The sequence below is a fragment of the Actinomycetota bacterium genome (assembly GCA_041658565.1).
Lineage (GTDB): Bacteria > Actinomycetota > AC-67 > AC-67 > AC-67 > JBAZZY01.
Window position 1 is genome coordinate 1 of sequence record JBAZZY010000032.1, and the last position, 26,819, is coordinate 26,819.

Sequence of the window (26,819 nt, forward strand, 5' to 3'; positions counted from 1 at the left end):
GTTGCGCTGGCGACCGAGGCCGGACCGCTTTTGGTCGGGCCCGACAACGGTCTGCTGTGGCCCGCGGCCACCGTGCTCGGTGGTCTGACCGAAGCTTTTGTCATCGAGAACGAGGATCTGTTCTTGTCGGGGCGCAGCCGGACGTTTCACGGCCGGGACATCTTTGCTCCGGTCGCCGCGCGTCTGGCGCTGGGGATGCCGCTCGCAGATGTCGGGCGTGCGATTCCGCTGGATCAGGTCGTTGTGCTCGAAACGCCGATGGCTCGCGTGGACGACGATCACATTCATTCGCGGGTCGCGCAGATCGATCACTTTGGGAACCTCCAACTCAACGTCCACCAGTTCGACCTCGAGGGGATCGGCATCATGCTGGGGGACGCGGTCGAAGTGAGGATCGGCGGACGCACGTTCAACGCGCTATACGGCCAGGCGTTCTCCGACGTGGCGCACGGGAGACTGGTGCTCGTAGAGGATTCTCACAGGTGGATCGGGCTTGCGATTAATCGCGGGAATGCCCGGGACACGCTGGAGGCTCGACGCGGCGACGCGGTCATCGTCGCGCGAGTGCAGGTCGACGCGACGCCGGCGCCCCCCGCATGGGCTCCTCCCGTTGGTTGAACCCCTTACCGGTCGCGCATATCCTGGCGATGGTCGTCGTGGAGGCAGTCCTGTGGCAAAACAGCGGGTCTTGATCACCGGTATCTCACGTCACCTGGGCGGACGTCTCGCCCAACGCCTGGAGCAAGACCCTGACGTTGGAGATATCTACGGCGTCGACTTCGATCCCCCGAGTCACGAACTGAACCGAACGGAGTTCGTGCGGGCCGACATCCGCAACCCGCTCATCGTGAAGGTGCTGCAGGCGACCGAGGTGGACACGGTCGTGCATGCGGCGGTGATCGCGACGCCCGGAGGTGCCGGCGGGCGCGCGCAGATGAAAGAGATCAACGTCATCGGCACGATGCAGTTGTTGGCCGCATGCCAGAAGGCCGAGAAGCTTCGCAAGGTCGTCATGAAGTCCACCACAACCGTCTACGGCAGTGAACCTACCGACCCGGCCGTGTTCACCGAAGACATGGGGCCGCAGTCGCAGCCCAAGACCGGCTACGCCAAAGACGCCTGGGAAGTCGAGAACTACGCGCGCAGCTTCGGGCGGCGTCGCCCTGATGTGGCGCTCACGCTACTGCGCTTCGCGAACTTCATTGGTCCGAGGATTCAGACTCCGCTTACGAGGTACCTTTCGTTGCCGATCGTTCCGACCGCTTTTGGATACGACCCGCGCATGCAGTTGATTCATGAAGACGACGCGGTGGAGGTCCTGTATCGGGCGGTTCGAGAGGACCACCCGGGGACCTTCAATGCCGCCGGCGATGGAGTCGTGTACTTGTCGCAACTGATCCGCATGGGCGGCAAGGTTCCCGCACCTATCATGACTCCTTTTTTTGGCGTGACATCCTCGCTTGTGCGGCGAACGGGACTTGTCGACTTCTCCCCGGAGCAGATCGGGTTCCTCCTCTACGGCAGAGTGGGGGACACCGAGCGTTTGAAGACACAGTTCGGGTACACGCCGAAGTTCACGACGAAGGAAGCCGTGCGCGACTTTCTCGCAACTCGCAAGCTCCCAAAGGTCTTCTCAGAGCTGCAGGCTGAGCAGTGGGAGAGGGAGCTGTATGCGTTCCTCGCGCGCCGGCGACGCCAGAGTCGCGTGCAGGCCTTGGAGGGGAATTGATGGGTGACGCTGAAGTGATCAGGATGGAGCGCCATCGCGCCGAGCGCGGTCCGGCGTCGGCCGCCGGTCGTTGCGGCGCGAGAACTACCGAAGGGCGCCTGTGCCGGAACCGCGCGCGTCCGTCCGGGTACTGCGCGCGGCACGAGGAGGTCACGGCTTCCGCCGAGCCCTCCGCCTTCGAGGCGGATCTCGAGCGCGTTTTGGCGTTTCTCCGCCGCAGGCTAACCGGCGACTACCCCATCGACGATTTCGGATTCGATCGGGATCTGACCGAGAACGTTCTCATGCCGATGTTGCGACCGCTGTACGAGCGGTGGTGGCGCATCGAGCAGCGCGGAGTTGAGAACATCCCGACTGCGGGACCCGCGCTGCTGGTGGCGAACCACTCGGGGACGCTCCCGCTGGACGCACTGATGATGCGCCTCGGCGTTTTTGATGCGACGGGGAGGCACTGCAGGCTGCTCGCTGCCGACTTTCCTTTCCGGTTGCCGTTCGTCGGGCAGTTGGCCCGCAAGAGTGGAAATACACTGGCCTGCAACGAGGACGCGACGCGCTTACTGAAGGGCGGCGAGTTGGTCGGCGTATTTCCTGAGGGCTACAAGGGCGTCGGCAAGCTATTTCGCGATCGCTACAAGCTGCAGCGGTTTGGGCGCGGGGGGTTCGTTGAGGTCGCGCTGAAGACGGGGGCTCCGATCGTCCCGGTAGCCATCGTCGGAGCCGAGGAGATCTACCCGTTGCTGCATAACGTGAAGCCTTTGGCTCGCTTGCTCGGGTTCCCGTATTTCCCGGTGACGCCGACATTCCCCTTGCTCGGCCCGCTTGGGCTGATCCCGCTGCCGTCTAAGTGGACCATGGTGTTCGGGGAGCCGATCGAGACCGAGGGTTTGACGGCCGCGGCCGCGAGTGACCCGATGTTCGTGTTCAACTTGACTGATCAGGTCCGCGAGTCGATTCAGCAGTCGCTCTATCGCACCTTGATGTCGCGACGAGGCGTCTTCGCCTGAGGCGCTGCGGCGCAACGTAAAAGGCGGCCGATCGGCCGCCTTTTACGTTGCGCTTCGGTTATCGACTGAGAACGAACCGCCGCACGAGCAGCGCCGCACCCAGCAGCAGGAACGCCGCGAAGATCGGAGTGCCGACGCCGGTTACCGCGTTGAAGCCCTGGACGAGGACGCCCTGGCCCACGGCGGAGTATGCGGTCGGCAGGTCCACCTGCAGCGAGATGCCGGTGCTCACGAAGTCCGCATCGTCGAGCTGCGGGACGTTTGAGCCCGGGACCGTCTTGGCGTTCTGCAGCAGCGGGATCTTCGGTTCGACTGTGATGCGCAGGGTGTCGGACTGGGCGCTTGCACCGTAGCCGACTCCCACGGCCGCCAGCACCGAGGAGATGTCTCCGCTATCGGTCTTGGCGATGGCGGCTTCCAATTCGGAGTTGTGCGCGCGCGTGACGAGGTCGCCGCCCTTGATCCGCTCGATCTTGACGCCGGCGATCTTGTCGAGCAGCGTCGCCGTCGCCACGAGGTCGTTGAGGCCGGCTTCCAGACCCGCCGGAACTTCCGTTCCCAGTTGCTGGACGATCGGGGCAAGCCCGGCGTAGTTGAGCAACTCGGTTCCGTTGACACCGATCAGGCCGCCGATGTGCATGTCGCTGATCTTCATGCTGGACTGTGCGTACAGCGGAAGGTCGTTGATCAACTTCGCCAGGTCTGTCCCCTGCTGGTTACGCAGGGAGGCGGTGACAACCGAGTTGCCTGCGACCTCTGCAGCCTTAACATTCTTGACTTTCGGGAACAGGCTCTTGCTCCCGTACGCCTCTGCCCGCGCAAGCACGGAACCGATCGAGATCCAGTCGCCGAAGATGCCGAGATCCACGATCTTGGACTCCGACAGCGAGCGAACTACATCCTGTCCCTTAACCGTGCTCGTTGCGATATTGGCGTTTCCGCCGAGGACCGTCAGGTCGAGCAGGCTGACCTTGGTCGGGTCGGGCAGGGGCTTGAGCGTGCCGAGCTGGATGATGTCGGTAACCTCGGGCACGCTGCCTTCGACCTGGGCGATGATGGGGTTGATGACAGGCAGGATCTGTTCATTGACCGCCGTCGTGAGCGCCGCGAGTCCTTCTCCAACTGCCGCAAGTTCGCCGCCGGCGCCGATGAGCGAGCCGAGGTCCAGCCGGACGCGAACGAGGTCGGTGGTGTTCTGCGTGTCGCCAGGCTTGGTTGCGGAGGATGCCCCTGCCAACTCGATCAGGCCGAGGTTGTGATCCGCGCCCGCGAGCGGGAGGCTGAGAGCGGCGACGGAATCACCGCCGGTGCACGTAGTGCCCGCGCAGCGGCTCGAGACCGACTTGGTCAGCGTGTCGCTGAGGGTCTTGTCGACCGAAGGCTCTAGGCCCGAGAGGCTCGTCGCCAGCACGGTCGCGTACCCGGAGGATTCCTTCGGGGAGATCTGACCGTGGTTCAGCGACACGACCTGGTCGAACGTGATTGCCGGGCGGTCGATCGGGAACGAAGATGCGTCCACGCCGAGTTTGCCCAGCGCCGCCTTCAGGGCGTCGGTGGACGGAAGCGTAAGACGAATACGCACAGCTTGCGCGTTCGCCTCTGCTGCGAGGGGCTTGGCTTCGACGCCGGCGCCGAAGGCCCCTCCACCGGTGAGCGCCGTAACTGCGAGCGCGAGCATTGTCACGATCGCCGCACGACCAAAGATGTGGTTCTTGCTCATCTCGTGGCCCTCCTGCTGAGCCTCGATGGTTGGCTCCAGAGTCCGATAATTCGAGTGATGGCCCCGTAATACCTCTAAGACAAACGGGAACATCCCTCGTGATGGACCTGGGCCCGATCTCCTCACACGACTAAACGAGCGAGGAGGAGAACGAGTAACGAGCAGTATGACACTTTTTTTTGTGGTTTTGTACCCCGCGTTTGGAACAAAGGGGATATCCGGCTGACAGAGGGCCCTTGCATCCATCTACCTGCTGATTCGGCCCGGATCCGCGGCCGTTCGCCGGTGGGCGATCAGATCGGGAGAACCGGAAGCGGAGTTGAGGGCAAGAGCGTTGGCAGGACGCTTGGTAGGACGCTTGGCAGCGGCGTAGGCGAGCCGATTCCTAGGTCGTCGAAGAGGTTGTCGATCAGGTCATTTGCGTCGTCGTCCGCGGAAGTCCCGGGCACCTCGGGGAGCAATCCACTGTCGTCCGGTGGTGAGGCAGGACGGGTGGGGGGCGGCTTCTGGGTAGGTTCCGTGTCGCCCGAAGGTTCCGTGCTGGGGGAGTTCGATGCGGGCCTTGAGGGTTCGATGGAGCAGTCGCATCCGATCCCGCCGTCGGCTGCCGGCGTGCCCAAGGTTCGGTCCGGGAGAGGGTCGGCGGCGCAAGGACACCCGTCCAGCACAGCTTGCGCGCGCTCGGCGACTCGTTCTGCGAGGGCGAGGGAGTCCCGGGCTGAGGGGCGCGCGCCGGGGGGGATGCGCTCGATCAGCGCCGACAAGTCTTGCGCTTGCGCTCGGGCGAAGTGGGTGACCTTCTCCAGTGTCGCTATTGGAGCGCCGTGACGGACGGCTGTGACGAGGATCGACACGCCTTCGATCGTGACGTCGTCCATGTCGCCGAGGGGCGCGGTGTAGAGATCCTGTTGAGTCGAGCCGCGGTCTGCGAGTTCGGATACCTCCTGCAACCGGACCCTTGCGAGTCCGAGCAGCTTGAAACCCCTGTCGGCGCCGCGCGAAACCGTGAGCTGCGCGGATTCCCGCGCGCGCTTGACTCCGTACAGGGCGTCTCCTGGTAGCGAACTCGAGGAGGCTGCAACCGCGGCTCCGCTGCCGGCGAGCATTGCGGCCGATAGGCCGGCAGCCATGACGGTGCGCAGACTCCGGCGCATGCGCTGGTTTAACGAGGTGCCCCAGTCGGCTGTGCGCGCGCCAACCGAACGCCGCGGCGCGGCCATTGCTACCAAGGTCTGGCGGAGCTGAAAGCGGAACGCGGGTGCAGGTTCGACCGGCGCCGGTGCTGAGGCTGTGAGCGAGTGAGCGACTCGGACCAGCGGCGCCAGCTCTGGACGAACGGGCTCGGGGGCGCCTTCCAGCAGCGCGGCGAATGCGTCTTCCTCGCGGGACGCGGCTGCGAGCAATTCGCTGCGAAGCCGCGCCCGGAACCTCGGGCTCGGCTGTGGGAGCGATGTCGGCGACATCGCCGAGACCAGCTTCACCAGCGAATCGAAGTCCGAAGGTGCGTCCGAGTCAGTGCGCCCCTCCAGGGCTTGCTGGAAGGCGTCGTCGGCGCGCAGTCGTCTCCTCATGGTCTTACCCCGGACAACGAAGCAACGTCCGGTTTGGTGACGAGAGTCCGACGGGTGGTTTTTCGGGTGATTCGAACTGACTAGCCATCGTCCACGACCACCAGCTTGTAGAGGGCCTTGACCGCTCGGTACTGCAGCGCCTTGATGGCGCCGTCGGTCTTGTCCATGGCCGCTGCGGTCTCGGCGACGGAGTATCCCTGCAGGAAGCGCCAGTAGATGACTTCCTGCTGTTCGGTCCCCAACTGCTGGATGGCGCGGTAAAGATCGGCTTGGGAGACGCGTGATAGCGCCTGGTCCTCAGGATCGACCACGCCTTCGCGTGATCCCTCTCCGGGGTCGGGGCCCACAACCTCCAGGCGGAAGCGCCCGGACTTGAAGTGGTCGAGCACTAAGTTGCGGGCGATCGTGACCAGCCACGCGCCGATGTCGCGTCCCTGCCACGTGAATCCCTTGATCTTGCGGAGTGCGCGAACGAAGACTTCGGACGTGATGTCCTCGGCAAGAGCGACGTCGCCCGACACGCGGTACAGGACGAACCGATAGACGCGATCGACGTAACGATCGTAGAGGTCGGCGAACGCCTCTGGGTCGCCCTCGCGGGCGCGGTCGACTACGGCAACGACGTCGTCGTCACCGGCGGGGCCCTCGGAGGGCGTTAGTTCGGCGTGTGCTTGGGTGATTGCCATGTTCCCAGTGAGGTATCGGCCCGAGGAGAGGTTCGGTTGATCTCGCGCACCCGGTCCGTGTGAGGTTTTCACCGTTTGACGAAGAGTTGAATCACGACGCTGACAACAAGCGCCGCCAGGATGACGGTAAGGAGCAGTGCCGTGCCTTTCCGCATGGAACTCTCTGTCCTTCCGCCGGGAGGGGGTTGTCGATGATGTTCAGGATATTGGTGACGATCTGCCGGGTAAAGGCGAGCACGGCCGCCGGCGCGGGGGTGCTCGCATATGACTCGAGACGTTACGGATCTCCTTGGCGGGCGAGGGAATTCGGTACTTCGCGTACATTCGGTCGCGAGGGAATCGCTCCCGCAGGTAACTTCTTCGTCTCGGCGTAGTTATACCGACTGAGGAACTCGCCGAGAGAATGGTGAGGAGTCACGCCGAATCAAAGTGTTGTGGTCCGAGGCATGAAGCCCCAGCGGGGCGAGGGATGAAGGATCTGGCAACTGCGTGAGCCTCTTGAAGACAGAGGGTGATCAGGCTTCCGAAGCGGCGATCATCGACATTGAAGGGCGAGCACTCCAGTGCTCGCCCTTCGAAGTTGTGGGATGTTCGGCCGCTAGTGTTCGGCCAACTCGAGGCACAGCGCCGAGATCTCGCGTTCAAGAGATGCGAGGCCCTCGATCTTGCCGATGCAGGCGCTGACGCCGGCGTCCGCAGCCTTGCGCTCGAGGTCCTGGTCTAAGTATGCGGTGTACAGGATTACCGGGATTGTGGGCGAGTGCATCCGGATGCGCTTGGTCGCAGTAACTCCGTCCATCTCCGGCATCTTGTAGTCCATGATTACGATGTCGGGGGTCTTTGTGCGCGCCAACTCGATGCCCTCTTCGGCGCCGCCGGCCTTACCTACGACGTCGAACCCGTCGAGCATGAGCATCTGCGCCAGCATCTCGCGGACGTGATCGGTGTCATCGACGATCAGGACTTTGATTGTCACGGGCTTTCGCTCTTTCGATGCGCGTCCCGGCGGATTCACGTGGACCCCCGCGCGTGGGGTCCGGCCTTGCCTTGGCGGTTTCGACACATATCCGACTTCCCTTGAATCTCACGCGGTTGCGGCGTTCGCCCGCAACCGCTCGGCGCAGAACTCCCGTTGGTCTCTTAGCACGGCCGCAAGTTGTGCGGGCTTCGACGCCCACTCTCGCACGTCCATCTCCAGAGTGATAGTCCCATCGAACCCCGATGCCGCAATCCGGTCGAGCAGCGCACCGATCGGCAGGACGCCTTGGGTGAGCGGGGAGTGCGTGTCCCGACCGTTTCCGAGGTTGTTCGACAGGTGGATGTGCGCGATGCGGTCGGACAACTCCTCGAAGGCGCGGATCACATCGATGCCGCTGACGGCGAGGTGGCTCGTGTCCAACGTGATGTTGGAGAACTTCTTCATGTCTTCGATTCCGAGTGATCGGTGGAAGGTCAATCCGCGTCCGCGCACCCAGACGGGGAACATGTTTTCGACCGCGACGGTTACCTCTTCCGCCTCGACGAATGACGCGAGGTCGCGTTCGAGCCACTGGTTGTACGCCGGTTGCCATCGGTAGGCGGGGTGCACGACGACCAACTTGGCGCCCGACTCCTGCGCCAGCACCGTCGATCGCTTGATCTTCTCGAGGGGGTCGGTGCCAAACACCGTGCGCGTGAGCAAGAGGAACGGCGCGTGGATGGCGGCGACTTCTACTCCGAAATCACCCGCGAGCGCGGAGAGGGCGACCGGATCCTGGCTTGTGGATTCGCTCGTAACCATCACTTCGGTGCCGTCGAAGCCTGCCTTGGAGATGACCTCGAATACCTGCCCGAGCGGCAACATGTAGAAAGGTCCCGTTGAGCACAGAAGTCGCGGTTGCTTCATAGGGTTGCTCTCCTTGGGCGCATTCTACGGGCGCGCGCAGCACGTGTCTTGGGGTTCATTTCGGAGAACGCGCACGCCCCGGGGCGTTGCACCGGGGCGCGGAGTCGATAGCGGTTGCGATCAGTTCGCGTCGAGCCCCATCATTTGGACGAGCATGTGAACCGTTCGCGCCGGCGGCGCCGGCGGCGCTGGGGATGCGGGCTTGGGCTGCCTGGCGGCTGCTGTCTGTCGCGAGGGCGATGCGTGGTGGGGCTGCGCAACCGGAGTGGTACGTCGCGCCGGCGACGCTGTCCGGCGAATGGTCTTCGAGGCTTCCCTGCGCGCGAAGACCTCGGTGACGAACATGGTTCCGTCGTCGGCGATCGCGACGCCGATGCCGACCTCGTTGTACGACGCTCCCAGGATGTTGGCGCGGTGGCTGGACGATGACATGAAGGCTTCGTGCAAGGTCTCGACATCGGGTCCCATGCCTACGTTCTCGCCGATCTCCCGCCAGCCACGCACCTCGCTCATGAGCGACTTGTTGTGGGAGATCGTCCCGGCCTTGGCCATGTCGGCGCTGTGCCGGCGTGCGACCGCGGCGAGATCACTCTTAGCGGTCAGCGCGCGCAAACCGGACGCGCGTCGCGCAGTGTTGATCTTCGTCACGAACCCCGCTTCGTCGGTCGACGACGCGAGTGCGGTTCCGCTCGACAGGAGTGTTGTTGCGGCCAACGCGACGGGCAGCATCGCTCGCAGAAACTTCATCCCAGGCCCCCTGATGCATGGACCCGAACCAAAGCCCGTCGTCTGCGGCACTTGTGCCGTGGGTCGACGGGTCTGCGTGCGTCCGTCGGCTCCTGTCGGCAGCCCGGCTTACCAATCGCTGGTCCCGTGGCTTTGCGTCCTCGCCTCTCGGCGAGTTTGCCCTTGTCGCGGAGTCTGGCCTGTGTTCAGGCACTTTTCCTCGTACGTGTTATCGGGACCGTAAGAAAATGACTTGACCCTTTCGGGCCATCTAGGGGCTGGTCGCGGCAACTTTCCGGGCACGTTCCGGGGCGAAAGGTGCGAAGGAACGTCTAGACTTCCGGCGTCGGTGCAAAGGAGGCTTCGTGGCGTCGGTTCGAATACCGGAAGCAGAGGCACCCGTTCTTCTCGAAGCGGACGTTGTGGTCGTCGGAGGAGGCCCTGCCGGGCTCGCTGCGGCCCTTGCTTCTTCGCAACTCGGTGCGCGTACAGTCCTCATCGAGAGGTATGGGTTCTTCGGGGGAAACGCTACTGCCGCGTGGATCGGAACTATTTGCGGCTTGTATCGCAATACCGACGAAGGATTCGAGCGCGTGTGTGGAGGGCTTGCCGCGCGTTGGGCCGACGAGATCGCGGCGACGGGCCTCGGGTTTGGTCCGGTTCCGTTTCGTGAGACTGCGGTGTTTTTGTATGTCCCGTGGGCGTTCAAGTTCTTAGCGGATCGTCTCGTCACGTCGGAGCCGAACCTCAGGCCGTTGTTGCACAGCACGGTGACCGGAGTCGTGCGGCGTGGACAACAGATCGACGCCGTCATCATCGGGTCGAAGCGCGGTCCTCTAGCGGTGACGGGCTCTGTATTCGTGGATGCCTCGGGCGACGCGGACCTCGCGTTCCACGCGGGATGTGGAGTGGAGACGGGACCTCCGGGCGCGCGCCAGTTCCCCTCAATGCAGTTCCTGATGCAAAACGTCGACGTAGCCGCCGCGTACGGCGCAGGGATGGAGCGACTCAACGAACTCATCGCGACGATAGGTCAGGAACCCGAATGGAATCTGTCGCGGGCCGGCGGCGCGATCCTGCCGACGCTCCGCCCCGGGGAGGTGTACGGCGCGATGACGCGGATCGCCGTCGACGGACGCCCCCCGGACATTACGGACCCCCTGGAGGCCACTGCCGCGGAGATCGCGGGGCGCGCGGAGGCTGAGAAGGCGGGTCGATTCCTCATCGCCAACATGCCGGGATTCGCCGGTGCGTACTTCGCCGATACTCCGACGCAACTCGGGGTTCGCGAGTCGCGGCGCGTCACGGGTGAGTACGTCATGACGGGAGAGGACGTTTCGGGTGCCGCCCGTTTTGACGACGCGGTGGCGGCGGGGGCGTGGCCGCAGGAGTTTCACACCAAGGGCAAGGGAACCGAGTACGTCTGGCTCGAACGCGGCGCGTACTACCAGGTTCCGTATCGGGCGCTGGTTGCTCGCGGCATCGACAACTTGCTGGTCGCCGGTCGATGTTTGTCGGCGACACATGAGGCGCTCGCCTCGACGCGGGTGATCGCCCCGGCGATGGCTCAGGGAGAAGCGGCGGGAGTCGCGGCCGCAACGGCCGCGCGCCGGAAGGTCGCCGCGCGTGGCGTGGATGTGGAGGAGGTGCAGCGCGTGTTGAGGGAGCGGGGCGCGTTCATCGGATGAACATCGCCGACATCGTTCGACAGGGGGCGGCGCGTAACCCAACGAAGCCTGCACTGATCTACCAGGACCGCCCGATCACCTACGTCGACGTCGATCGCGAGATCGATGCGGCCGCCGCCGGGTTTGCTGCGCTCGGGGTTCGTAAGGGCGATCGCGTCGCGGTCATGGTGAACAACATTCCGCATTTCGTTTACTCGTACCTTGGGATCCTGCGCGCGGGCGGTGTCATGATCCCGCTCAATACGATGTATACGCCGGACGAAGTGAGCTTCATCGTTTCCGACGCGGGCGCGCGCGCGGCCGTCGTTGCCGAGCCTTTCATTGCGGCGGTTGAAGGGTTGGTGCACGCGGTCCCGATGCTCGAGCATGTCGTCGTCGTCGGGGGAACGGCGAGCGTAGGGACGATGACGTGGGAACAGATGAGTGGCTGCGGCGGCAACGTTCCGGACGTACGGATCTCGGACGATGACCTGGCGTGTCTCGCGTACACCAGCGGCACCACCGGGAAGCCGAAGGGGGCCATGCTCACTCACGGCAACCTTGCCGCGAACTTCGACCAGATGGGCAAGGTCTCGATGCTGGCCTTGACTGAGGATGATGTTTCCCTGCTGGCGCTGCCGATGTTCCACATCTACGCCTTGAACGTCATCCTTGGTCTCACTCTGCAGGTCGGCGCGACGGCGGTCTTGCTCGAGCGGTTCGACGCCGTCGGAAGTCTTGATGCCGTCGAGCGCCATCGGGTTACCGCCTTGTTCGGTGCGCCACCGATGTTCGTCGCGTGGTTGAACACTCCCGGGATTGAGCACAGGGATCTGTCGTCGGTGCGCGTGGCGGTCTCGGGCGCCGCGCCGTTGCCGGGGCCGGTCCTGGAGGAGTTCCACCGGCGCCTTTCGATCACGATCTGGGAGGCGTACGGGCTCACGGAGACGGCTCCGGGGGTGACGTCCAACGCTATGGGGGAGGTCGCCAAGCCGGGGTCGATCGGCAAGGCGTTGCCGGGTGTCGAACTCCGGCTCGTCGACGAAGACGGCGACGATGTGGAGGAAGGCGATCCCGGCGAGATCGTTGTGCGGGGACCTAACGTCTTTCGGGGCTACTGGGGGCTGCAGGAGGAGACCGAAGCCGCGATGCGTGGCGGCTGGTTCCACACCGGCGATGTCGCGTACGAGGACGAAGATGGCTATCTGTTCCTCGTGGATCGCAAGAAGGACCTGATCATCGTGTCGGGATTCAACGTCTACCCGCGCGAGGTCGAGGATGCGCTTCTGCGGCATCCAAAGATCGCCGAGGCCGCCGCCATCGGAATCGCGCACCCGTACACAGGGGAGGCCGTCAAGGCGCTCCTCGTGCTTCGGCCGGGTGAGCATGCGACCGAGGAGGAGATCATCGAGTTCTGCCGGCGGTCGATCGCTCGCTTCAAGTGCCCACAGGTCGTCGAGTTCGTGGACGAGCTTCCGCACACTCAGACGGGCAAGGTGCTCCGGCGGGCGCTGCGGGGCGAGGCGGATTCCCGGTAGGCGGAGAAAGGGGATCGGCACGTGGTCGTTCTTCCCATAGTCGCAGCGGTCTTCTCGGCGGCATTCGGCGTCTTGCTCTTTCGGCGGCGGCCGGCCGTTCATCGGAGGACGCCGCAAACTGCGTGGGGCATCGCGCTCTTGCAGTACTCCGCGGCGTCCGTCGCGGTCGCCGCGGGAACTTCGAGCGGCTGGGACCCGACCCTGTTTCGCATCTACTGGCTCTTCGGCGCTTTGTTGAGTGTCCCCTGGCTCGCCTTCGGCAGCATTGCGTTGCTCGGGAAGCGATTCTGGACGCTTCTGAGTGGTGTCGCGGTGGTGGTTGGGACCGGCTTCGCGGTCTTCAAGGTCGCCGCGGCGACTGTGAATCCGGCCGTGTCCGGCGTCTTGGACATTCCGCGCGGGCGCGTTGCCTGGGAAGCGGACCCCTCCCTGCGCACGCTCGCCGATGTCTATTCGCTGGCGGCGTATGTCGTGGTCGTCGCTCTGGCGATCCTTACCTCTCGCCCCCGGCGAGGCATGATCCCCGCGCCCGACCGGGTTCGGGGAAACCTGCTGATCGCCCTCGGGGTGAGCATTGTGGCCGTCGGCAGCACCGCGTTGGCCCGACTGGCGCGCGGTGGCCCGTTCTCGGTGTCGCTGATCCTCGGGGTTGTCGTGATGTCCGCGGGCTTTGTGTACGCGAGTCGGCCGCCTCGGTTCCGGGTCGATTCGCCGGGGGAATCGCCGACGTGAGCCATCGGGTCGTGCTGTTTTCGAAGCCGAGTTGCTGTCTGTGCGAAGACGCCAAACAGATGCTGGACGCGCTGGGTCACGACTACGACGTTGCCTACGATTCGCGCTTCGACGAGCGGGTGCCGGTTGTGGAGATAGATGGTCGCATCGTCACTGAAGGGCGGGTCTCTGAGCGAGCCGTTCGTCGGGCGTTGCGGCTGTAGCCGTGTGACCAGCGGTTTTGTCCGAGTTTCCATGCGGTGGTTCGTTTGTGATTGCACTCACAAGTGCCTACAATCGACGAGAGGATTCTCCTCAGGGGCGATGAGAACGTGAAAGAGCGTGCGATTCCGGAAGCGACTGTGGCGCGTCTCCCGCTGTACTTGCGCAGCCTGGTGGAGATGACCGAGCGCGGCACGACGACCGTCTCGAGCGAGGGGCTTGCGACGGCGGCCGGGGTGAACTCCGCGAAGGTACGCAAGGACCTGTCCTATCTGGGATCGTATGGGACCCGTGGTGTCGGATACGACGTTGAGTACCTGATCTACCAAATCAGCCGAGAACTTGGTCTTACGCAGGACTGGAACTGTGTCATTGTTGGGATCGGTAACCTCGGGCGCGCGCTGGCCAACTATCGCGGATTTGGGTCGCGCGGATTCCGAGTAGTAGCGCTTCTGGATGTGGACCCGGTCAAGATCGGCACTTACGTCGACGATCTGTTGATCGAGGACTTCGATGAGGTTGAGCGGATCGTCAAGGAGCGGCGCGCCTCGATCGGCATCGTCACGACGACGGGTTCGGCGGCCCAAGGAGCGGCCGATCGCTTGGTGGCGTCCGGCGTGAAGAGCATTCTGAATTTCGCGCCAACGGTGCTGCAGGTTCCCGAGGAAGTGTCGCTTCGCAAGGTGGACCTTTCGATCGAGTTGCAGATTCTCAGCTTCTACGAACAAAGGAAAGCTGCACTCGAGGGCGTGCTTCGCGGAGGGCGACTTACGGCCAGCGCCTCCAAGAGCACTCGCCCATAAGAACGGAGCATCGCACCCAATGTCGGTCCTCGTCGTCGGACTCAACTATCGGGGTGCGCCGGTTGACCTCCTCGAGCGGTTCGCGTTCGCTCATGCTGAATTGCCTACGGCATTGCCCGCCGCCGCCTCGCACGAGGGGGTGCGAGAGGTGGCCATCCTGTCGACGTGCAACCGCACGGAGGTCTACGCGACCGTCACTGGGTTCCATGCTGGGCTTTCGGCCTTGCGCCGCTTTCTATCGACCTACCACGACGTCCCTTTGGAAGGGTTCGCGGATCGTCTGTACTCGCTTTACGGTGAGGATGCCGTGGGTCATCTGTTCGGAGTTGCCGCCGGCGTGGATTCGATGGTTCTTGGAGAGCCGCAGATCCTTGCTCAAGTGCGGCGGGCCTTTGGCGCGGCGGATGAGCACGGCTCTGTGGGCACGACGCTGTCGGCGCTGTTTCGCAGAGCCATAAGCGTCGGTCGCAGGGCGCGCGCCGAGACCGATATCGAACGCAGCACGTCGACGCTGGCGCACGCGGCTGCCTCGATGGCAACCAAGACGCTCGGAGGGCTGTCGGGACGGACGGTGCTCGTCATTGGGGCCGGCGAGATGGGCGATCTCGCTGCGATGTCCCTGGCGAAGGAAGGCATGACGGTCATTGTGGCGAACCGCACGGTCGAGCATGCCCGGGCGGTGGCCGGGCGCATCGGGGGGCGCGCCGTCGGTCTTGAAGGGATAGCGAAGGTCCTGGTTGAGGCGGATCTCGTCATCGCGTCGACGGGCAGTCCGCATGCGCTCGTGACCCATGAGGCGGTAGCGGCCGCCATGGCCGCGCGCCCGGCGCGTCCCATGGTCTTGTTGGATCTCGCGGTGCCCCGCGACATCGAGCCGACGGTTGCGATGATCGCCGGCGCGACGCTCGCCGATATGGACGACGTTCGCGAAGCCGTTGCGCCCGAAGGGGGACAACTGCTGGAGATTGAGCGTGTTCGGGCGATCATCGGCGAAGAGGTTGAGAAGTTCTCCGCATGGCAGCGCACGCACGCGCTTGCCCCGCTGCTCTCCGCGCTGCATGGTAAAGCGGAGCGCATTCGGGTCGGCGAGATTCGCCGGGCGGAGCGGGTGTTGGGGGACCTGGGGCCGCGGGAACGTGATGCGATCGAGGCGCTGACTCGCTCGATTGTGGCGAAGCTGTTGCATCACCCGGTCACCGAGCTGAAGGCTCGAGCCGGGACGTCTGAGGGTGAGTTGCTGGCGCGCGCCCTGCGGACGCTTCACGCGCTGGATGGAGGGAACGACTGATGCCCCGAAGTGTCCTCAGGGTCGGAACTCGCGGAAGTGCGCTCGCCTTGGCCCAGGCCGAAACCGTGCGTCGCGCGGTTGGGTCGGTGATCACTCATCGCAACTTCGAGTTGGTCCCGATGACGACCAAAGGAGACCAACTCGAAGGAGATCTCGCGCCGCTCGGAGGCAAGGGGCTGTTCGTCACCGAGATCGAGGAGGCCCTCGCGTCCGGGAAGATCGACCTTGCGGTTCACAGCGCGAAGGACTTGCCTGCAGCGTCTGCCCCGGGTGTCTTGCTGGGGTGCGTTCCCAAGCGTGAGGACCCCCGCGACGCATTGCTGACGCGCTCCGGCGGAGGCCTCGCGTCGCTGCAGTCGGGCTCTACGATCGGGACGGCGTCGCTGCGTCGTCGCACGCAGATCCTCGCGCTCGGAAGGGGATTCGTTCCGGTTCCGATGCGTGGCAACGTCGACACGCGGCTGCGCAAGTTGTCCAACGGAGAGGCGCATGCGCTGATCGTTGCGCTGGCCGGTCTCAAGCGAATGGGGCGGGCGGACCGCGTCGTCGAGGTTCTCTCGATCGACGTGATGCTTCCCGCGCCGGGTCAGGGTGCGCTTGCGGTGCAGTGTCGTGCGAACGACAAGATGATGAAAGCGGCGCTCGCGCAGCTTGAAGACCCAGCGTCTCGCCGGGCATTGGAGGCAGAGCGCGCGTTCATGATTGCGCTTGGTGGGGACTGTAACGTCCCGCTGGCCGCCCTCGCAGAGACGACTCCGGAGCGGATTCGGCTGCGGGGTCTGGTCGGCTCCTTGGATGGAAAGCGCATCATCACCGACCAGGTCGAGGGCGTGGATCCGGAGAAGACCGGTCTGGAGTTGGCCGAGCGATTGCGCGCGCGCGGTGCGGACGAGATCATCGCGGAGGTTCGCTGATGGCGGCCCGGAAGCCTGTTGGTTCGGTCGCACTGGTCGGCGCGGGTCCGGGCGATCCGGGGTTAATTACGGTTCGCGGACTCGCACTTCTGCGCGGTGCCGAGGTCGTGGTCTACGACCGGCTTGGATCGTCGGCGTTGATGGCGCACGTGCGTCCCGGCGCCGAGCAGATTTACGTCGGCAAGCAGGCCGGGCGACACGTCAAGACGCAGGACCAGATCGGGCAGATCCTGCTGGACAAGGCGCGGGAAGGAAAGACCGTTGTTCGGTTGAAGGGCGGAGATCCGTTCGTGTTTGGCCGCGGCGGCGAAGAGGCGGAGTTGTTGGTTGCCGCTGGGGTGCCGTTTGAGGTAGTGCCGGGCGTTACATCGGCGATCGCAGGGCCGGGTGCGGCCGGGATTCCGGTCACGCATCGCGATGCTGCCGCATCGCTCGTGATCGCCACTGCGCACGAGGCCCCGGGCAAGGCCGGGTCACGTCTGAACTGGAACGCGGTCGCAGCCGCCGACACGGCGGTCTTGTTGATGGGCGTCGAGCGCCTTCCGGCCGTTGCTGAGGCATTGATGGCGGCAGGGAAGAGCGGAGAGACTCCCGCCGCGGTGATTCAGGAGGCGACGCTTCCTTCTCAGCGGACGGTCACGGCGCCGCTGTCCAAGATCGCCGGCGTCGCGAAGCGCGCGGGGATCCACGCTCCGGCAATCACGATCGTCGGAGATGTTGTTCGCCTGCGCGATGTTCTGGGTGGACGCGACCAACGGCCGCTGTCGGGCGCGCGCGTGTTGGTCACCCGGACTCGCGAGCAGGCCTCCGACTTGTCTCGAATCCTTCAGGAACTTGGCGCCGACGTCGTCGAGGCTCCTGCTATCAGTATCGAGCCGCCGCGCTCTTGGGCGCCGGTGGACCGTGCAGTTCGTCGACTCGCCGATGGCGGGTACGCGTGGGTCGTCTTCACCAGCGTGAACGGCGTGCGTTTGTTTGCCGGGCGGCTTCGTGAGGCGGGGCTCGACGCGCGCGCATTTGCGGGCGCGCGCGTGTGCGCGGTGGGGCCGGCGACCGCCGAGGCGCTCTCATCGATGGGGATCGCGGCTGATCTGGTTCCTTCGACGTTTACGACCGAGGCGGTCGGCGCTGAGTTCCCGAAGGGGAGCGGTCGCGTGCTGCTGGCGCGCGCCGACAAGGTCGAGCCCGGCCTGGATGAAGCGCTCGTTTCCAAGGGCTGGACCGTGGACAAGGCGACCGTGTACCGGCTGGCCGGCGGATCGCGGATTGCCCCGGAAATCCGACGCGCGGTGCTCGGCGGCGACATCGGCGTGATCACCTTCGCCAGCGGCGGAACCGTTGCTGCATTTATGCGTCTTCTCAAGCAGGCGCCTCCGCGCACCACGAAGATCGTTTGTATCGGGCCGGTGACCGCGAAGGCTGCGCGCGCGGCCGGACTGCGTGTCTCGGCGGTAGCGTCGCCGCACACGATTCCGGGTCTCGCTGCGGCGGTCTTGGATGTCGCGGGGAAGAAGGCGCCGAAAGGTCGAAGGACCGCGCCCTCCAAGCGCCCCGCCCGCCCCGCGCCCAAGCGATAGGAGCGTGATGGCTGAGTTCCCGATCGTACGCATGCGGCGGCTGCGACGAACACCGACGCTCCGACGCATGGTTCGTCGAACGCAACTCGGTATTGACGATCTCGTTGCTCCGCTGTTCGTGAAGGAGGGCATTGCCGATCCTGAGCCGATCGGCGCGATGCCCGGGCAGGTTCAGCACACGGTCGAGTCGCTGCGCAAGGAAGCCGGAGAGATGGTCGCGCTCGGCATCCCCGCTGTGATCCTTTTCGGGATCCCGTCGGCGAAGGACGCCGCCGGGTCCGGCGCGGATGCTGCGGACGGCATCGTGCAGCGCGCGCTCCGTGCGCTGCGGGTCGACCTCGGTGACGACCTCGTGCTGATGGCCGATCTGTGCCTATGCGAGTACACCGACCACGGGCATTGCGGCGTCGTCTCAGGGGGCCGCGTGGACAACGACGCAACGCTGGAGCGCTATGCGTCGGCGGCCCGCGCGCAGGCCGAGGCAGGTGCCGACGTCGTGGCGCCGAGCGGCATGATGGACGGACAGGTGGCGGCGATTCGCGGCGCGCTCGACGGTGCGGGGTTCGTTGACACCGCAGTGCTTGCCTATGCCGCGAAGTACGCCAGTGCCTTCTACGGACCGTTCCGTGAAGCCGCGGAATGTGCGCCGAAGTTCGGGAATCGCGCCGCTTACCAGATGGACGCAGGCAACGCGGCCGAAGCGGTGCGCGAAGCCGAGTTGGACGTCGCCGAAGGCGCCGATGCGGTGATGGTCAAGCCCGGATTGCCCTATCTGGACATCGTGCGCGCGCTACGCGAGGCGGTTGAGGTTCCGGTTGCGGCTTACAACGTCAGCGGCGAGTACTCGATGATCAAGGCCGCCGCCGCGGCAGGATGGCTGGACGAGCGTGCTGCGATGTTTGAGTCGCTGACGGCAATCAAGCGCGCCGGTGCCGACTTCATTCTCACGTACTTCGCGAAGGACGCGGCCGCCGCGTTGCGTGAGTCGTAGAACCGACGGAGGGGCAAAACGATGAGTGAATCCGAGAACCTGTTTGCGCGCGCGCGCGCCGTGATCCCCGGCGGCGTGAATTCCCCGGTGCGCGCGTTCGGTGCTGTGGGTGGGACGCCCCGGGTCATCGCGCGCGCCTGCGGCGCGCGCCTCTTTGATGTCGACGGCGCCGAGTTGCTTGACTACGTGATGAGCTACGGCGCGATCATTCTTGGGCACGCGGATCCGCGCATCGTGGAGACCGTTCGCAACGCGGTGGCGCTGGGCTCGTCCTACGGCGCGCCCACCGAAGCGGAAGTTCTCCTGGCGGAGCGCATCGCGGGGCTCGTGCCCGGGATCGAGAAGGTGCGCATGGTGTCCTCGGGCACGGAGGCCGTGATGAGCGCCGTGCGACTGGCGCGCGCCGTTACGGGGCGACCGAAGATCGTGAAGTTCGCCGGCTGCTACCACGGACATTCGGACGCCATGCTGGCGCGCGCCGGATCCGGCTTGGCGACGCTCGGCATTCCCGGTACTCCCGGAGTCACCGAAGGTGCGACCGCCGACACGATCGTCTTGCCCTACAACGACCAGGGGGCCGCGGACGCGGCTTTTGCTGAGATGGGCGAGCAAATCGCCGGCGTCATCATTGAACCGCTTGCCGCGAACATGGGGGTCGTGCCGGCCGATCTCGGGTTTTTGCAGGCCTTGCGCGCGCGCTGCTCCGGTGCCGGTGCGTTGCTGATCTTCGACGAGGTGATCACCGGGTTCCGGCTGGGGCTCGGCGGCGCGCAGCAGCGATATGGCATTACTCCGGACCTGACGTGTCTCGGCAAGATCATCGGCGGAGGGTTGCCGGTCGGTGCGTTCGGTGGGCCGGCGCGCGTAATGGACCAGCTCGCGCCCGACGGGCCTGTGTACCAGGCCGGCACGCTCAGTGGGAACCCACTGGCGATGGCGGCCGGGTTGGCGGTGCTTGACGCGCTCGTTGCCGATCCGCCGTACGAGCGACTCGAGCGCACCGCGACCTTATTGTGTGAGGCGATTGCGGAGGCGTCGATTGGAGCCGGCGTGCCGGTCACCGTGAATCGCGAAGGGTCGGTTTTCTCGGCGTTCTTCCTGGGGGAGCCGGTGACCGACTATGACGTGGCCGGCCGTCAGGACGCGGCCGCCTATGCGCGCTTCTTCCACGCGATGTTGGCGCGCGGCATCAATCTCGCACCGGGTGCGTTCGAAGCCTGGTTTGTGTCGGCGGCGCACACTCCGGCAGACATCGATCGGACGGCAGTCGCGATCGAAGAGGCAATCCTGGAGTCGCGCGGTTAGGCGAACGCCGGATGCCCTTCGGCTTCCTCCCGCTTCTGCGCGCGCTCGAACCGCGCCAACAGCCACAGGTGCGCCGCGAACACAATGACGGAGACGATTAGGAAGTACGCCGCGTACAGGAAGACGAGCCCCTTGTTGCGGTAGGCGAACACCGTCGTTTGTGGGTGAGTGTCCGTCGCCGGGATCACGGCTCCGAACAGCAATGTGTTTCCCGATTGGAGGTAGCGAACCTTGGCGGCAGGGAGGGCTGATTGGTCGGGCGATGCGGGCGGCACGCCTTGTGCGCGAAAAGCCCAATCTTGAGGAGTCTTCGCTTTCGTTCCCTGCGCTGCGCCGAGCCGGGCGAGCGATGTTTCGACAACAGACCGAACGTTCTCGAACTCGCCTCCGGAAGCGATCTTCCCAGGGTAGGTCCCGCCGACTGCATCCCATCCGCCGGGGAAAAGCGCGACCTGTTCTGCGAAGTCCTCTTGGGCGATTTGGCTCGTCGGCGTGAACGGAATCCACGCCGGCTCGCGACCGCGTGGCCCCGTCGCCGTCGTCGTTCCCGGAGCCCCGAACAGCCACAAGGACGACAGGATGATCATCCAAATCCCCAGCGACACCATCAGTACTAGGTAACCCAGGCGCGTGCCGAGGTTTGACGCGAGAAGGATGTAGATGCTCCCGACCAGCACGACTACCGCGATGACCAGCGAGAGCACGGCCGGGAAGCCGACGAAGCACCCGTCGCATGCGATCGGCGCGAAATACCCCAGGGCTGCCATGGCTACTTCTCCTGAATGCTCTCGATGAACCGGACGAGCGCTTCTACCGCGCCGTCACCGAGCGCGGCCCACGAGGGCATCGACGGGCGCTCGACGTTGACCCGTCCCTTGCGAATTGTGGTCTTTAGATCTTCCGGAGTCATGCGCTGCAGGGCAACGCGGAGGTTGGGTCCAACGCCACCCTCGCCGTTGGTTCCGTGACAGACTGCACAGTTCGAAGAGAAGATCTGAGCGCCATCGGTGCCTGGTTCTTTCGGGAAGTCCTCTTGAATGCTCTGCAGGTAAGCCACGATGTTGGAGACCTGATGGCTGTTCAGTGGGCCTCCGAAGGCCAGCGCCCACGTGGGCATCGGCGTTCCGGGGCGTCCGTGGTTGATCGTGTCGGACAACAACTGCGTGATCTCGTCTTGGCGGCGCCCGGCCTGGAGGTAGCGCGAGTAGGCGTACTTGAGCGGAGGTACCGCGTAGTCGTGTGCGACGCCCCTGATGAGGACTTGGCGAATTCCGCCTCCAGCGTCCGGTCCATGGCACTGGGCGCACAAACTGACGAACGACGCCTTGCCTTCCTCGATGCCGGCGTTTGCGATCGCAGTGCGTTTCTCGGCCATGCGTTTGGGCTCGCGGAGCCAGTAGGCGGGGATCCACAGGGCGATGATCAGGGCCGCGAAGAAGGACCACACGAGGTAGTTCAGCAGGACTCGGTGCTCGAGTTCCTCGTCTGACGGGCCGGGTCGCGCTCCCCACGGGACTTTCGCAGTTCGCCGTCGGCCGGGTTGGTTCCAGGAACTCGCCAGCAGCAACAGCCCGAAGATCGCCAGCCCTCCAATCACGACCAGGGCGGTGCCGGCCTGAGCATCTATGGCGAACGGAATCACAAGTCCCCCCTGTGCGTCGTCAATGGTGGCTCCCGGCCGGCGTTACGCAGAACGGTCCTTCGGGATTCTGCCCGGTTGTGTTGGTCCCGCGGGATGGCCCCGTCTCGATGATGCCGGTGTTGACCTTCAGCGAGGAGCCCTCGGCCTTGATCGGGAAGCGGTCGAGTCCTCGGGGAGCCGGGCCTTGCTGGTACTCGCCGGCGCGGTTGTACTTGGATCCGTGGCATGGGCACTCGAACCACTGCGACGCCTGACAGAACGGAACGCGACACCCCAGGTGCACGCATCGCTGATACAGAGCCATCAAGCCGTCTGCGACGAGTCCTTTCGACGTGTAGATGCCGTCGACGTCTTGCGCTGGGTCGTATTCGACGAGATAGAAGCGACCTGGAGCGTAGTAAAAGGGCAGCTTTGTGGATCGAATCTGTGCCTTGATGTCGTCGGCGCTCATCGCCAGTGTGATCTCGCCGCCGAAGCCTCCCGACAGGCTTGGCCACAGGAAGGCGAGGCTTCCAAGTCCGAACCCTTCGAACATGGCGAATCCGAAGGCCGCTCCCAGCGCCTTTCGGAAGAACGCCCGCCGGGTCATTTGCCTGGGCCGGCCGAGAAACGGTTTCCTCGGACCTCCGGTGGATGTTCCCGACGAGCGGAACAGCCCCGCGACGTTGATCGCCATCAGTCCGAATCCTGCAACGGCAATTGCGCCGGCCAGGCCGATGATGACCCACTGTGCTCCTGTAGCGCCCAATGTTCGCATGATCACCTACAGATCGAAGTAGACGCCCGTTTGCCAGGGGAAGATGAAGTTGTAGCCGGGGCCGCGGAACAAGACGCCGAGGATGACGAGCACGGCCCAAAACATCATGAACGTCGTGAACAAAATGATTGCCAGCTTGCGACGCTCCGGCTTCACGCTGGGGTTCTTGTCGAGGTAGGGCAGCGCCATCATCACGATGAGCCCAATGCCGGGAATCGTTACCCCGGCCACCATGGGGTGGAAGTACCGCAGCAACTCCTGCAGGCCGAGGAAGTACCAGGGAGCCTTCGATGGGTTCGGCGTCAGGCTTGGGTTTGCCAGCTCGCGGAATGGCGCGTCCTTGAAAGTTGAGAAGGCGACGATGAACAGCATCATGACGAGCAGCGCGAGGAACTCCATCAGCAACAAGTGCGGCCACACGTTCACCTTGTCGTCCTGGCGCTTGATCGTGCGCTGGATGCCTTCCGGGGCGACGACCGCCAACATTCGGTGCGTCTCGCCGGCGCCGGTTCCACGTCCGCCGCCGCCGTTTCCGGTTGCCGAGCGTCCGGTAGCCGCGGCGACCCGCGCGGCGCGCTGCTCGGCCGTCAGTCGCTCCGCGCTTCCGGCTGCGGATTCGACTTCCGCTGTCGCTGTCGTGGGGACGGCGGAAGCTTCTGCGTCGGAGGGAGCGGGTTCCTTCTTCGTTCCGACCGTCGCCGGTTCACGTGTCTTGCGTACGAATGCGGACTTGGCGAGCGCGCGCGCCACCCGTTCGGACTTGCCTTCGGCAAGCGCCTTGTTGAATGTCTCTTGATCGATGCCGATTTCTTCGTGATCCGCCATTCCCGCGTCCCCCCTACAGCGGCCCGCTGATCCCGCCGTCTTTGCGGATGCGCCAGAAGTGCACGGCCATCAGCAGTAATGCGACAAACGGCAAGGCGAGCACGTGCAGCACGTACCATCGAATCAACGTCGGTGGTCCAACTTCGAGTCCTCCGACAAGCACGAACTTGACCTGTCTTCCGAACACCGGCGTGTATCCCATCATGTTGGTCCCGACGGTGACCGCCCAGATGGCGAGCTGGTCCCAGGGGAGCAGGTAGCCGGTGAACGACAGCAACAGCGTGATCTGCAGCAGGTTGATGCCGATCACCCAGTTGAACTCGCGCGGCGGCTTGTAGGCGCCGTGGTAGAACACTCGCGCCATGTGCAGGAATACGGTGAGGACCATCAGGTGCGCTGCCCACCGGTGCATGTTGCGAACGAACTGGCCGAAGGCAATCGCTTGTGACAAGTCCTGCATGTCTTGGTAGACCGGTGCCGATGTCAGGTCAACGGCGGGCCGGTAGAAGAACATGAGGTAGATGCCGGTAATAGTGAGCAAGGTGAACAGGAAGAAGGACAGTCCGCCCAAGCAGAACGTGTAGGTGAGTTTTATTCCGTGCCGACGCACCTTCACCGGGTGAAGGTGGTACAGCACGTTGTTCATCGTGGCCAGTGCGCGGTCGCGAGACGTATCCCGGTAGCCCTTCCGCAGGAAAGAGCCCGGTCGGAAGATCGATTTCCAGACCTGGGACTCTTGGGTCTTGTTGCGGAGGAGGTCCAACTTCTCCCCGAGCAGTCCCTTATCCGTCTTCGCCACGTCTTCGCCCTCCGGCTAACGCCCGCTCTTGGCCCTGTCCCCAACGGTGATGTAGAAGAGCGCATCCGAGGGGCAGCGCTCAACGCAGATTCCACATCGCGTGCATTCGGTGTCGTCGATCACGAAGACGGCGGCGGCGTTACCCGCCGCATCCTTGATCGCTGCCGTGTCGGCCGACGCCACGATGTCGCCCGACAGCATGTAGATGCAGTCCCATGGGCAGACGTCCTCGCAGGCGCGGCACAGGATGCACAGGTCGGCGTCCAGACCAATATGCCGCTTCGGGCGCACGCGTTCCTGCAGCCAGTTCGGATCCACGACCTTCAGGTCGTAGGCGTCGTAGAACTGAGGCTTGTTCGATTCCGCGCTCATTTGTAGCCGCCCGTGGACTCGGCTTTGCTCTCGCCGGAGCGAAGTTGCTTCGGAAGGCGGCGCTGGTAGATCACAAACGCTGCTCCGAATCCCGCGAGCACGATCCCGTTCTGCACCACGACGACCAGGTCTTTCGCGCTCTGCTTAAGGCACGAAAGGCCTTCGGACGTGGCCGGGTTGATCGCGGTGCAGCCCTGACCGCCCCAGCCCAGGCGACCGTCGGCAAAGTAGAGCCACCAACTGGGCAGGACGGCGAGCAGCCGGATGCCAAGAATGGAGATCGCCAGTCCGGCGAGTGTCGCCTTAACCCACTCGCTCCGGGAGCGCATTGCAGCGAAGAACAGACCTGCCGACAGGGCGACCCAAGCCACTTCGAACAAGAGCAGTTTCGGGTCCACAGGATCGAACGTGGCGTTCACGGTTCCTGCACCTTCCTCGCGTCGTGCCGGGGAGTATACGTCTTGCCTCGGAATTATGTAATTCGATTCGTAACATCTTGTCCGTTCCGGGCGACTGCGCTGGAGACTCGGTCCGATGCCCCGATTATCTCCATCCGCCCGAGACGACGCAAGGATGCGGTTTCGCGCCAGGTTGTGAAGGAACGCCAAGTCCATCGCCCACCGGGGGTCGGCGCCCTGTCGGGGGCGTTGCTACAGTCGCTCTATGCGAAACCGCAGGTCATTCATCCTGCTCGCGACGGTGTCGTCGCGCGGAACTCGGGGTGTAGTTCGTGGGAGTTGATATCCGTGATCGGAGATCGGCGGCACTTGTCTTCCTCGACGAGTGCAACGTGACCCATCCCTCGTTGTACAACCATGGCGCGGTCGTTGCGTGCTCCCTGAGCGGTGAAGACGTACTCAACATGATCTTGGATGAGGAGATTCGATGATGCCCCTGCTCGCAGTTCTCGCCGTCGCTTCCAAGGGGGTCGAGGGCGCGCTCCTTGGACCCGCGGGTGTTCCGGTCGCCTTCTTCGTTGGGATCGTGTCGTTTTTTACCCCTTGCATCCTTCCGCTGGTCCCGGGGTATCTGTCGTATGTCTCCGGACTCACCGGTGAGGAGATGGACGCACGCGCCGCGAGGCGGCGCGTGCTCGCCGGGACGTCGCTGTTCGTGCTCGGGTTCGCCACGATGTTCACCGCGCTGGGCGCCGCCGCCAGTCTCGTGGGGGGCTTTCTGCTTCAGAACTTAACGATCATCGATCGCATCGCCGGCGGCATTGTCATCATCATGGGTCTCGCGTTTCTGATTCCCAGCCTGATGCCGTTCATGGAGAGAGAGCGCCGGCCGTTTCTTTCTCGGGCAAAGCCCGGACTTGCCGGCGCCTATCCGCTTGGGCTGGCTTTCGCGGCGGGGTGGACGCCGTGCGTGGGTCCCGGCCTGAGCGTGATCTTGACTCTCGGGGTTGCCGAGGGTTCCGCGGTGAAGGCGGCGCTCTTGCTGTTCTCGTTCTCCATGGGATTCGGGATGTGGTTCGTGCTGGCGGGACTCGGGCTTCGTCGCGCTGCGTCGGCATCGGGGTGGCTGCACAAGCGGATGCGCGGGCTTCAGATCGTCGGCGGGTCGTTCATGCTGATTATTGGCGTCCTGCTCGTCACCAATCGGTGGGCCGACGTCATGGCTCCATTGCGCCGTCTGATCAATACTTTCCAGCCGCCGATCTAGGGCCGGGCCGACGGTGCGGTTGTCGGCGTAAAGTGGCGCCGACATGAAGTTCGGAATCGGCCAGTTCACGTTGCAGGTCCCGCCCTGGGACTTGCGCGCGCACGCGGAGGTTTACGCCGACGTGCTCGAGCTGATTGAGCTTGCCGAGCGCGCGGACTTCGACTCGGTGTGGCTGGCCGAGCATCACGGGGCGTCTGACGGATACGTGCCGTCGCTGCTGCCGTTTCTTGCTTCCGTAGCTGCGCGTACGACCCGGATCAAGCTCGGAACTGCCGTCATGCTGGCGCCGTTTCACCACCCGCTTCGCCTTGCAGAGGATGCCGCCGTCGTAGATGCGCTGTCGGGTGGCCGGCTCCGGCTGGGGCTCGGCCTCGGATGGGTGCCGGAGGAGTACCGGATGTTCGGCGCAGAGCAGCGCGGCC

The 26,819-nt window shown here is 64.6% G+C and carries 29 protein-coding genes and 1 riboswitch; of the genes, 16 read left to right on the forward strand and 13 right to left on the reverse strand.

The features are described 5' to 3' along the window. The 3 genes from WDA27_12820 to WDA27_12830 all read left to right on the forward strand — a co-directional run. Positions 1-618, forward strand: a 618-nt coding sequence (locus WDA27_12820; protein MFA5891811.1) for an SAM-dependent chlorinase/fluorinase, incomplete at its 5' end; no start/stop codon positions are given. A 52-nt stretch (positions 619-670) separates the two neighbouring features. Continuing rightward, positions 671-1,729, forward strand: a complete 1,059-nt coding sequence (locus WDA27_12825) for an NAD-dependent epimerase/dehydratase family protein (protein ID MFA5891812.1) — start codon at positions 671-673, stop codon at positions 1,727-1,729. Next, positions 1,729-2,733, forward strand: a complete 1,005-nt coding sequence (locus WDA27_12830) for a lysophospholipid acyltransferase family protein (protein MFA5891813.1) — start codon at positions 1,729-1,731, stop codon at positions 2,731-2,733. The genes WDA27_12825 and WDA27_12830 overlap by 1 nt, the downstream gene beginning before the upstream one ends. Positions 2,734-2,791: 58 nt before the next feature. On the opposite strand, the gene WDA27_12835 is transcribed toward WDA27_12830, so the two are convergent. The 6 genes from WDA27_12835 to WDA27_12860 form a co-directional block, all read right to left on the reverse strand. Beyond that, positions 2,792-4,453 carry a hypothetical protein gene (locus WDA27_12835; GenBank protein ID MFA5891814.1) on the reverse strand — a complete coding sequence of 554 codons (1,662 nt, stop codon included), beginning with the start codon at positions 4,451-4,453 and terminating at the stop codon, positions 2,792-2,794. Between the two features lie 293 nt (positions 4,454-4,746). Continuing rightward, positions 4,747-6,024 (reverse strand): DUF5667 domain-containing protein, encoded by a 1,278-nt coding sequence (locus WDA27_12840; protein ID MFA5891815.1) that lies wholly within the window; start codon positions 6,022-6,024, stop codon positions 4,747-4,749. Positions 6,025-6,104: 80 nt separating this feature from the next. Continuing rightward, complete coding sequence (locus tag WDA27_12845) at positions 6,105-6,710, reverse strand: sigma-70 family RNA polymerase sigma factor (GenBank protein ID MFA5891816.1); 606 nt, start codon at positions 6,708-6,710, stop codon at positions 6,105-6,107. Between the two features lie 598 nt (positions 6,711-7,308). Beyond that, on the reverse strand, positions 7,309-7,686 hold the full coding sequence (locus tag WDA27_12850) for a response regulator transcription factor (protein MFA5891817.1): 378 nt from the start codon (positions 7,684-7,686) through the stop codon (positions 7,309-7,311). Between the two features lie 108 nt (positions 7,687-7,794). After that, complete coding sequence (locus WDA27_12855; GenBank protein MFA5891818.1) at positions 7,795-8,595, reverse strand: sugar phosphate isomerase/epimerase; 801 nt, start codon at positions 8,593-8,595, stop codon at positions 7,795-7,797. A gap of 120 nt (positions 8,596-8,715) precedes the next feature. Further along, a complete protein-coding gene (locus WDA27_12860; protein MFA5891819.1) occupies positions 8,716-9,342 on the reverse strand; it encodes a CAP domain-containing protein in 627 nt (208 codons plus the stop codon). A 94-nt stretch (positions 9,343-9,436) separates the two neighbouring features. Further along, positions 9,437-9,513: riboswitch (cyclic di-GMP riboswitch) on the reverse strand. A gap of 173 nt (positions 9,514-9,686) precedes the next feature. On the opposite strand from WDA27_12860, the gene WDA27_12865 reads away from it, so the two are divergent. The 10 genes from WDA27_12865 to hemL all read left to right on the forward strand — a co-directional run bounded on the left by WDA27_12865 (position 9,687) and on the right by hemL (position 20,337). Next, complete coding sequence (locus WDA27_12865) at positions 9,687-11,009, forward strand: FAD-dependent oxidoreductase (GenBank protein ID MFA5891820.1); 1,323 nt, start codon at positions 9,687-9,689, stop codon at positions 11,007-11,009. Beyond that, positions 11,006-12,526 carry a long-chain fatty acid--CoA ligase gene (locus WDA27_12870; GenBank protein ID MFA5891821.1) on the forward strand — a complete coding sequence of 507 codons (1,521 nt, stop codon included), beginning with the start codon at positions 11,006-11,008 and terminating at the stop codon, positions 12,524-12,526. Before WDA27_12865 ends, WDA27_12870 begins: the two co-directional genes overlap by 4 nt. Before the next feature lie 21 nt (positions 12,527-12,547). Beyond that, positions 12,548-13,258 (forward strand): hypothetical protein, encoded by a 711-nt coding sequence (locus WDA27_12875; protein ID MFA5891822.1) that lies wholly within the window; start codon positions 12,548-12,550, stop codon positions 13,256-13,258. Beyond that, positions 13,255-13,461 (forward strand): glutaredoxin family protein, encoded by a 207-nt coding sequence (locus tag WDA27_12880; protein MFA5891823.1) that lies wholly within the window; start codon positions 13,255-13,257, stop codon positions 13,459-13,461. Before WDA27_12875 ends, WDA27_12880 begins: the two co-directional genes overlap by 4 nt. An 84-nt stretch (positions 13,462-13,545) precedes the next feature. Next, entirely contained in the window at positions 13,546-14,262 is a 717-nt protein-coding gene (locus WDA27_12885; GenBank protein MFA5891824.1) for a redox-sensing transcriptional repressor Rex, read from the forward strand. Between the two features lie 19 nt (positions 14,263-14,281). Continuing rightward, a complete protein-coding gene (hemA, locus tag WDA27_12890; GenBank protein ID MFA5891825.1) occupies positions 14,282-15,550 on the forward strand; it encodes a glutamyl-tRNA reductase in 1,269 nt (422 codons plus the stop codon). Beyond that, positions 15,550-16,464 (forward strand): hydroxymethylbilane synthase, encoded by a 915-nt coding sequence (gene hemC, locus WDA27_12895; GenBank protein ID MFA5891826.1) that lies wholly within the window; start codon positions 15,550-15,552, stop codon positions 16,462-16,464. Before hemA ends, hemC begins: the two co-directional genes overlap by 1 nt. Then, positions 16,464-18,041: a uroporphyrinogen-III C-methyltransferase gene (cobA, locus tag WDA27_12900; GenBank protein MFA5891827.1), complete on the forward strand. Its 1,578-nt coding sequence runs from the start codon at positions 16,464-16,466 to the stop codon at positions 18,039-18,041. The genes hemC and cobA overlap by 1 nt, the downstream gene beginning before the upstream one ends. A gap of 7 nt (positions 18,042-18,048) precedes the next feature. Beyond that, the gene (gene hemB, locus WDA27_12905; GenBank protein MFA5891828.1) at positions 18,049-19,032 is read left to right on the forward strand and encodes a porphobilinogen synthase; all 984 of its coding nucleotides are present in this window, start codon (positions 18,049-18,051) and stop codon (positions 19,030-19,032) included. A gap of 21 nt (positions 19,033-19,053) precedes the next feature. Beyond that, positions 19,054-20,337, forward strand: a complete 1,284-nt coding sequence (hemL, locus tag WDA27_12910; protein MFA5891829.1) for a glutamate-1-semialdehyde 2,1-aminomutase — start codon at positions 19,054-19,056, stop codon at positions 20,335-20,337. On the opposite strand, the gene WDA27_12915 is transcribed toward hemL, so the two are convergent. From WDA27_12915 to WDA27_12945, 7 genes are read right to left on the reverse strand one after another with little or no spacing between them, the layout of a single operon-like run. Beyond that, the gene (locus WDA27_12915) at positions 20,334-21,104 is read right to left on the reverse strand and encodes a hypothetical protein (GenBank protein MFA5891830.1); all 771 of its coding nucleotides are present in this window, start codon (positions 21,102-21,104) and stop codon (positions 20,334-20,336) included. The two genes, hemL and WDA27_12915, sit on opposite strands and share 4 nt — an antisense overlap. Before the next feature lie 2 nt (positions 21,105-21,106). Continuing rightward, on the reverse strand, positions 21,107-21,979 hold the full coding sequence (locus WDA27_12920; protein ID MFA5891831.1) for a c-type cytochrome: 873 nt from the start codon (positions 21,977-21,979) through the stop codon (positions 21,107-21,109). 19 nt (positions 21,980-21,998) lie between these two features. Beyond that, positions 21,999-22,736 (reverse strand): Rieske 2Fe-2S domain-containing protein, encoded by a 738-nt coding sequence (locus WDA27_12925; GenBank protein MFA5891832.1) that lies wholly within the window; start codon positions 22,734-22,736, stop codon positions 21,999-22,001. 6 nt (positions 22,737-22,742) lie between these two features. Next, positions 22,743-23,561, reverse strand: coding sequence for a menaquinol-cytochrome c reductase cytochrome b subunit (locus WDA27_12930; protein MFA5891833.1), 819 nt, complete (start codon positions 23,559-23,561; stop codon positions 22,743-22,745). A 13-nt stretch (positions 23,562-23,574) separates the two neighbouring features. Continuing rightward, a complete protein-coding gene (extP, locus tag WDA27_12935; protein ID MFA5891834.1) occupies positions 23,575-24,360 on the reverse strand; it encodes a selenite/tellurite reduction operon b-type cytochrome ExtP in 786 nt (261 codons plus the stop codon). Between the two features lie 15 nt (positions 24,361-24,375). Continuing rightward, positions 24,376-24,732 carry a 4Fe-4S binding protein gene (locus WDA27_12940; protein ID MFA5891835.1) on the reverse strand — a complete coding sequence of 119 codons (357 nt, stop codon included), beginning with the start codon at positions 24,730-24,732 and terminating at the stop codon, positions 24,376-24,378. Then, entirely contained in the window at positions 24,729-25,151 is a 423-nt protein-coding gene (locus tag WDA27_12945) for a hypothetical protein (GenBank protein MFA5891836.1), read from the reverse strand. The genes WDA27_12940 and WDA27_12945 overlap by 4 nt, the downstream gene beginning before the upstream one ends. A gap of 311 nt (positions 25,152-25,462) precedes the next feature. Between WDA27_12945 and WDA27_12950 the strand changes: the two genes are divergently transcribed. The 3 genes from WDA27_12950 to WDA27_12960 form a co-directional block, all read left to right on the forward strand. Beyond that, positions 25,463-25,621 (forward strand): hypothetical protein, encoded by a 159-nt coding sequence (locus WDA27_12950; GenBank protein ID MFA5891837.1) that lies wholly within the window; start codon positions 25,463-25,465, stop codon positions 25,619-25,621. After that, a complete protein-coding gene (locus WDA27_12955; GenBank protein MFA5891838.1) occupies positions 25,618-26,397 on the forward strand; it encodes a cytochrome c biogenesis protein CcdA in 780 nt (259 codons plus the stop codon). The genes WDA27_12950 and WDA27_12955 overlap by 4 nt, the downstream gene beginning before the upstream one ends. Before the next feature lie 43 nt (positions 26,398-26,440). Beyond that, positions 26,441-26,819, forward strand: a 379-nt coding sequence (locus WDA27_12960) for an LLM class flavin-dependent oxidoreductase (protein MFA5891839.1), incomplete at its 3' end; no start/stop codon positions are given.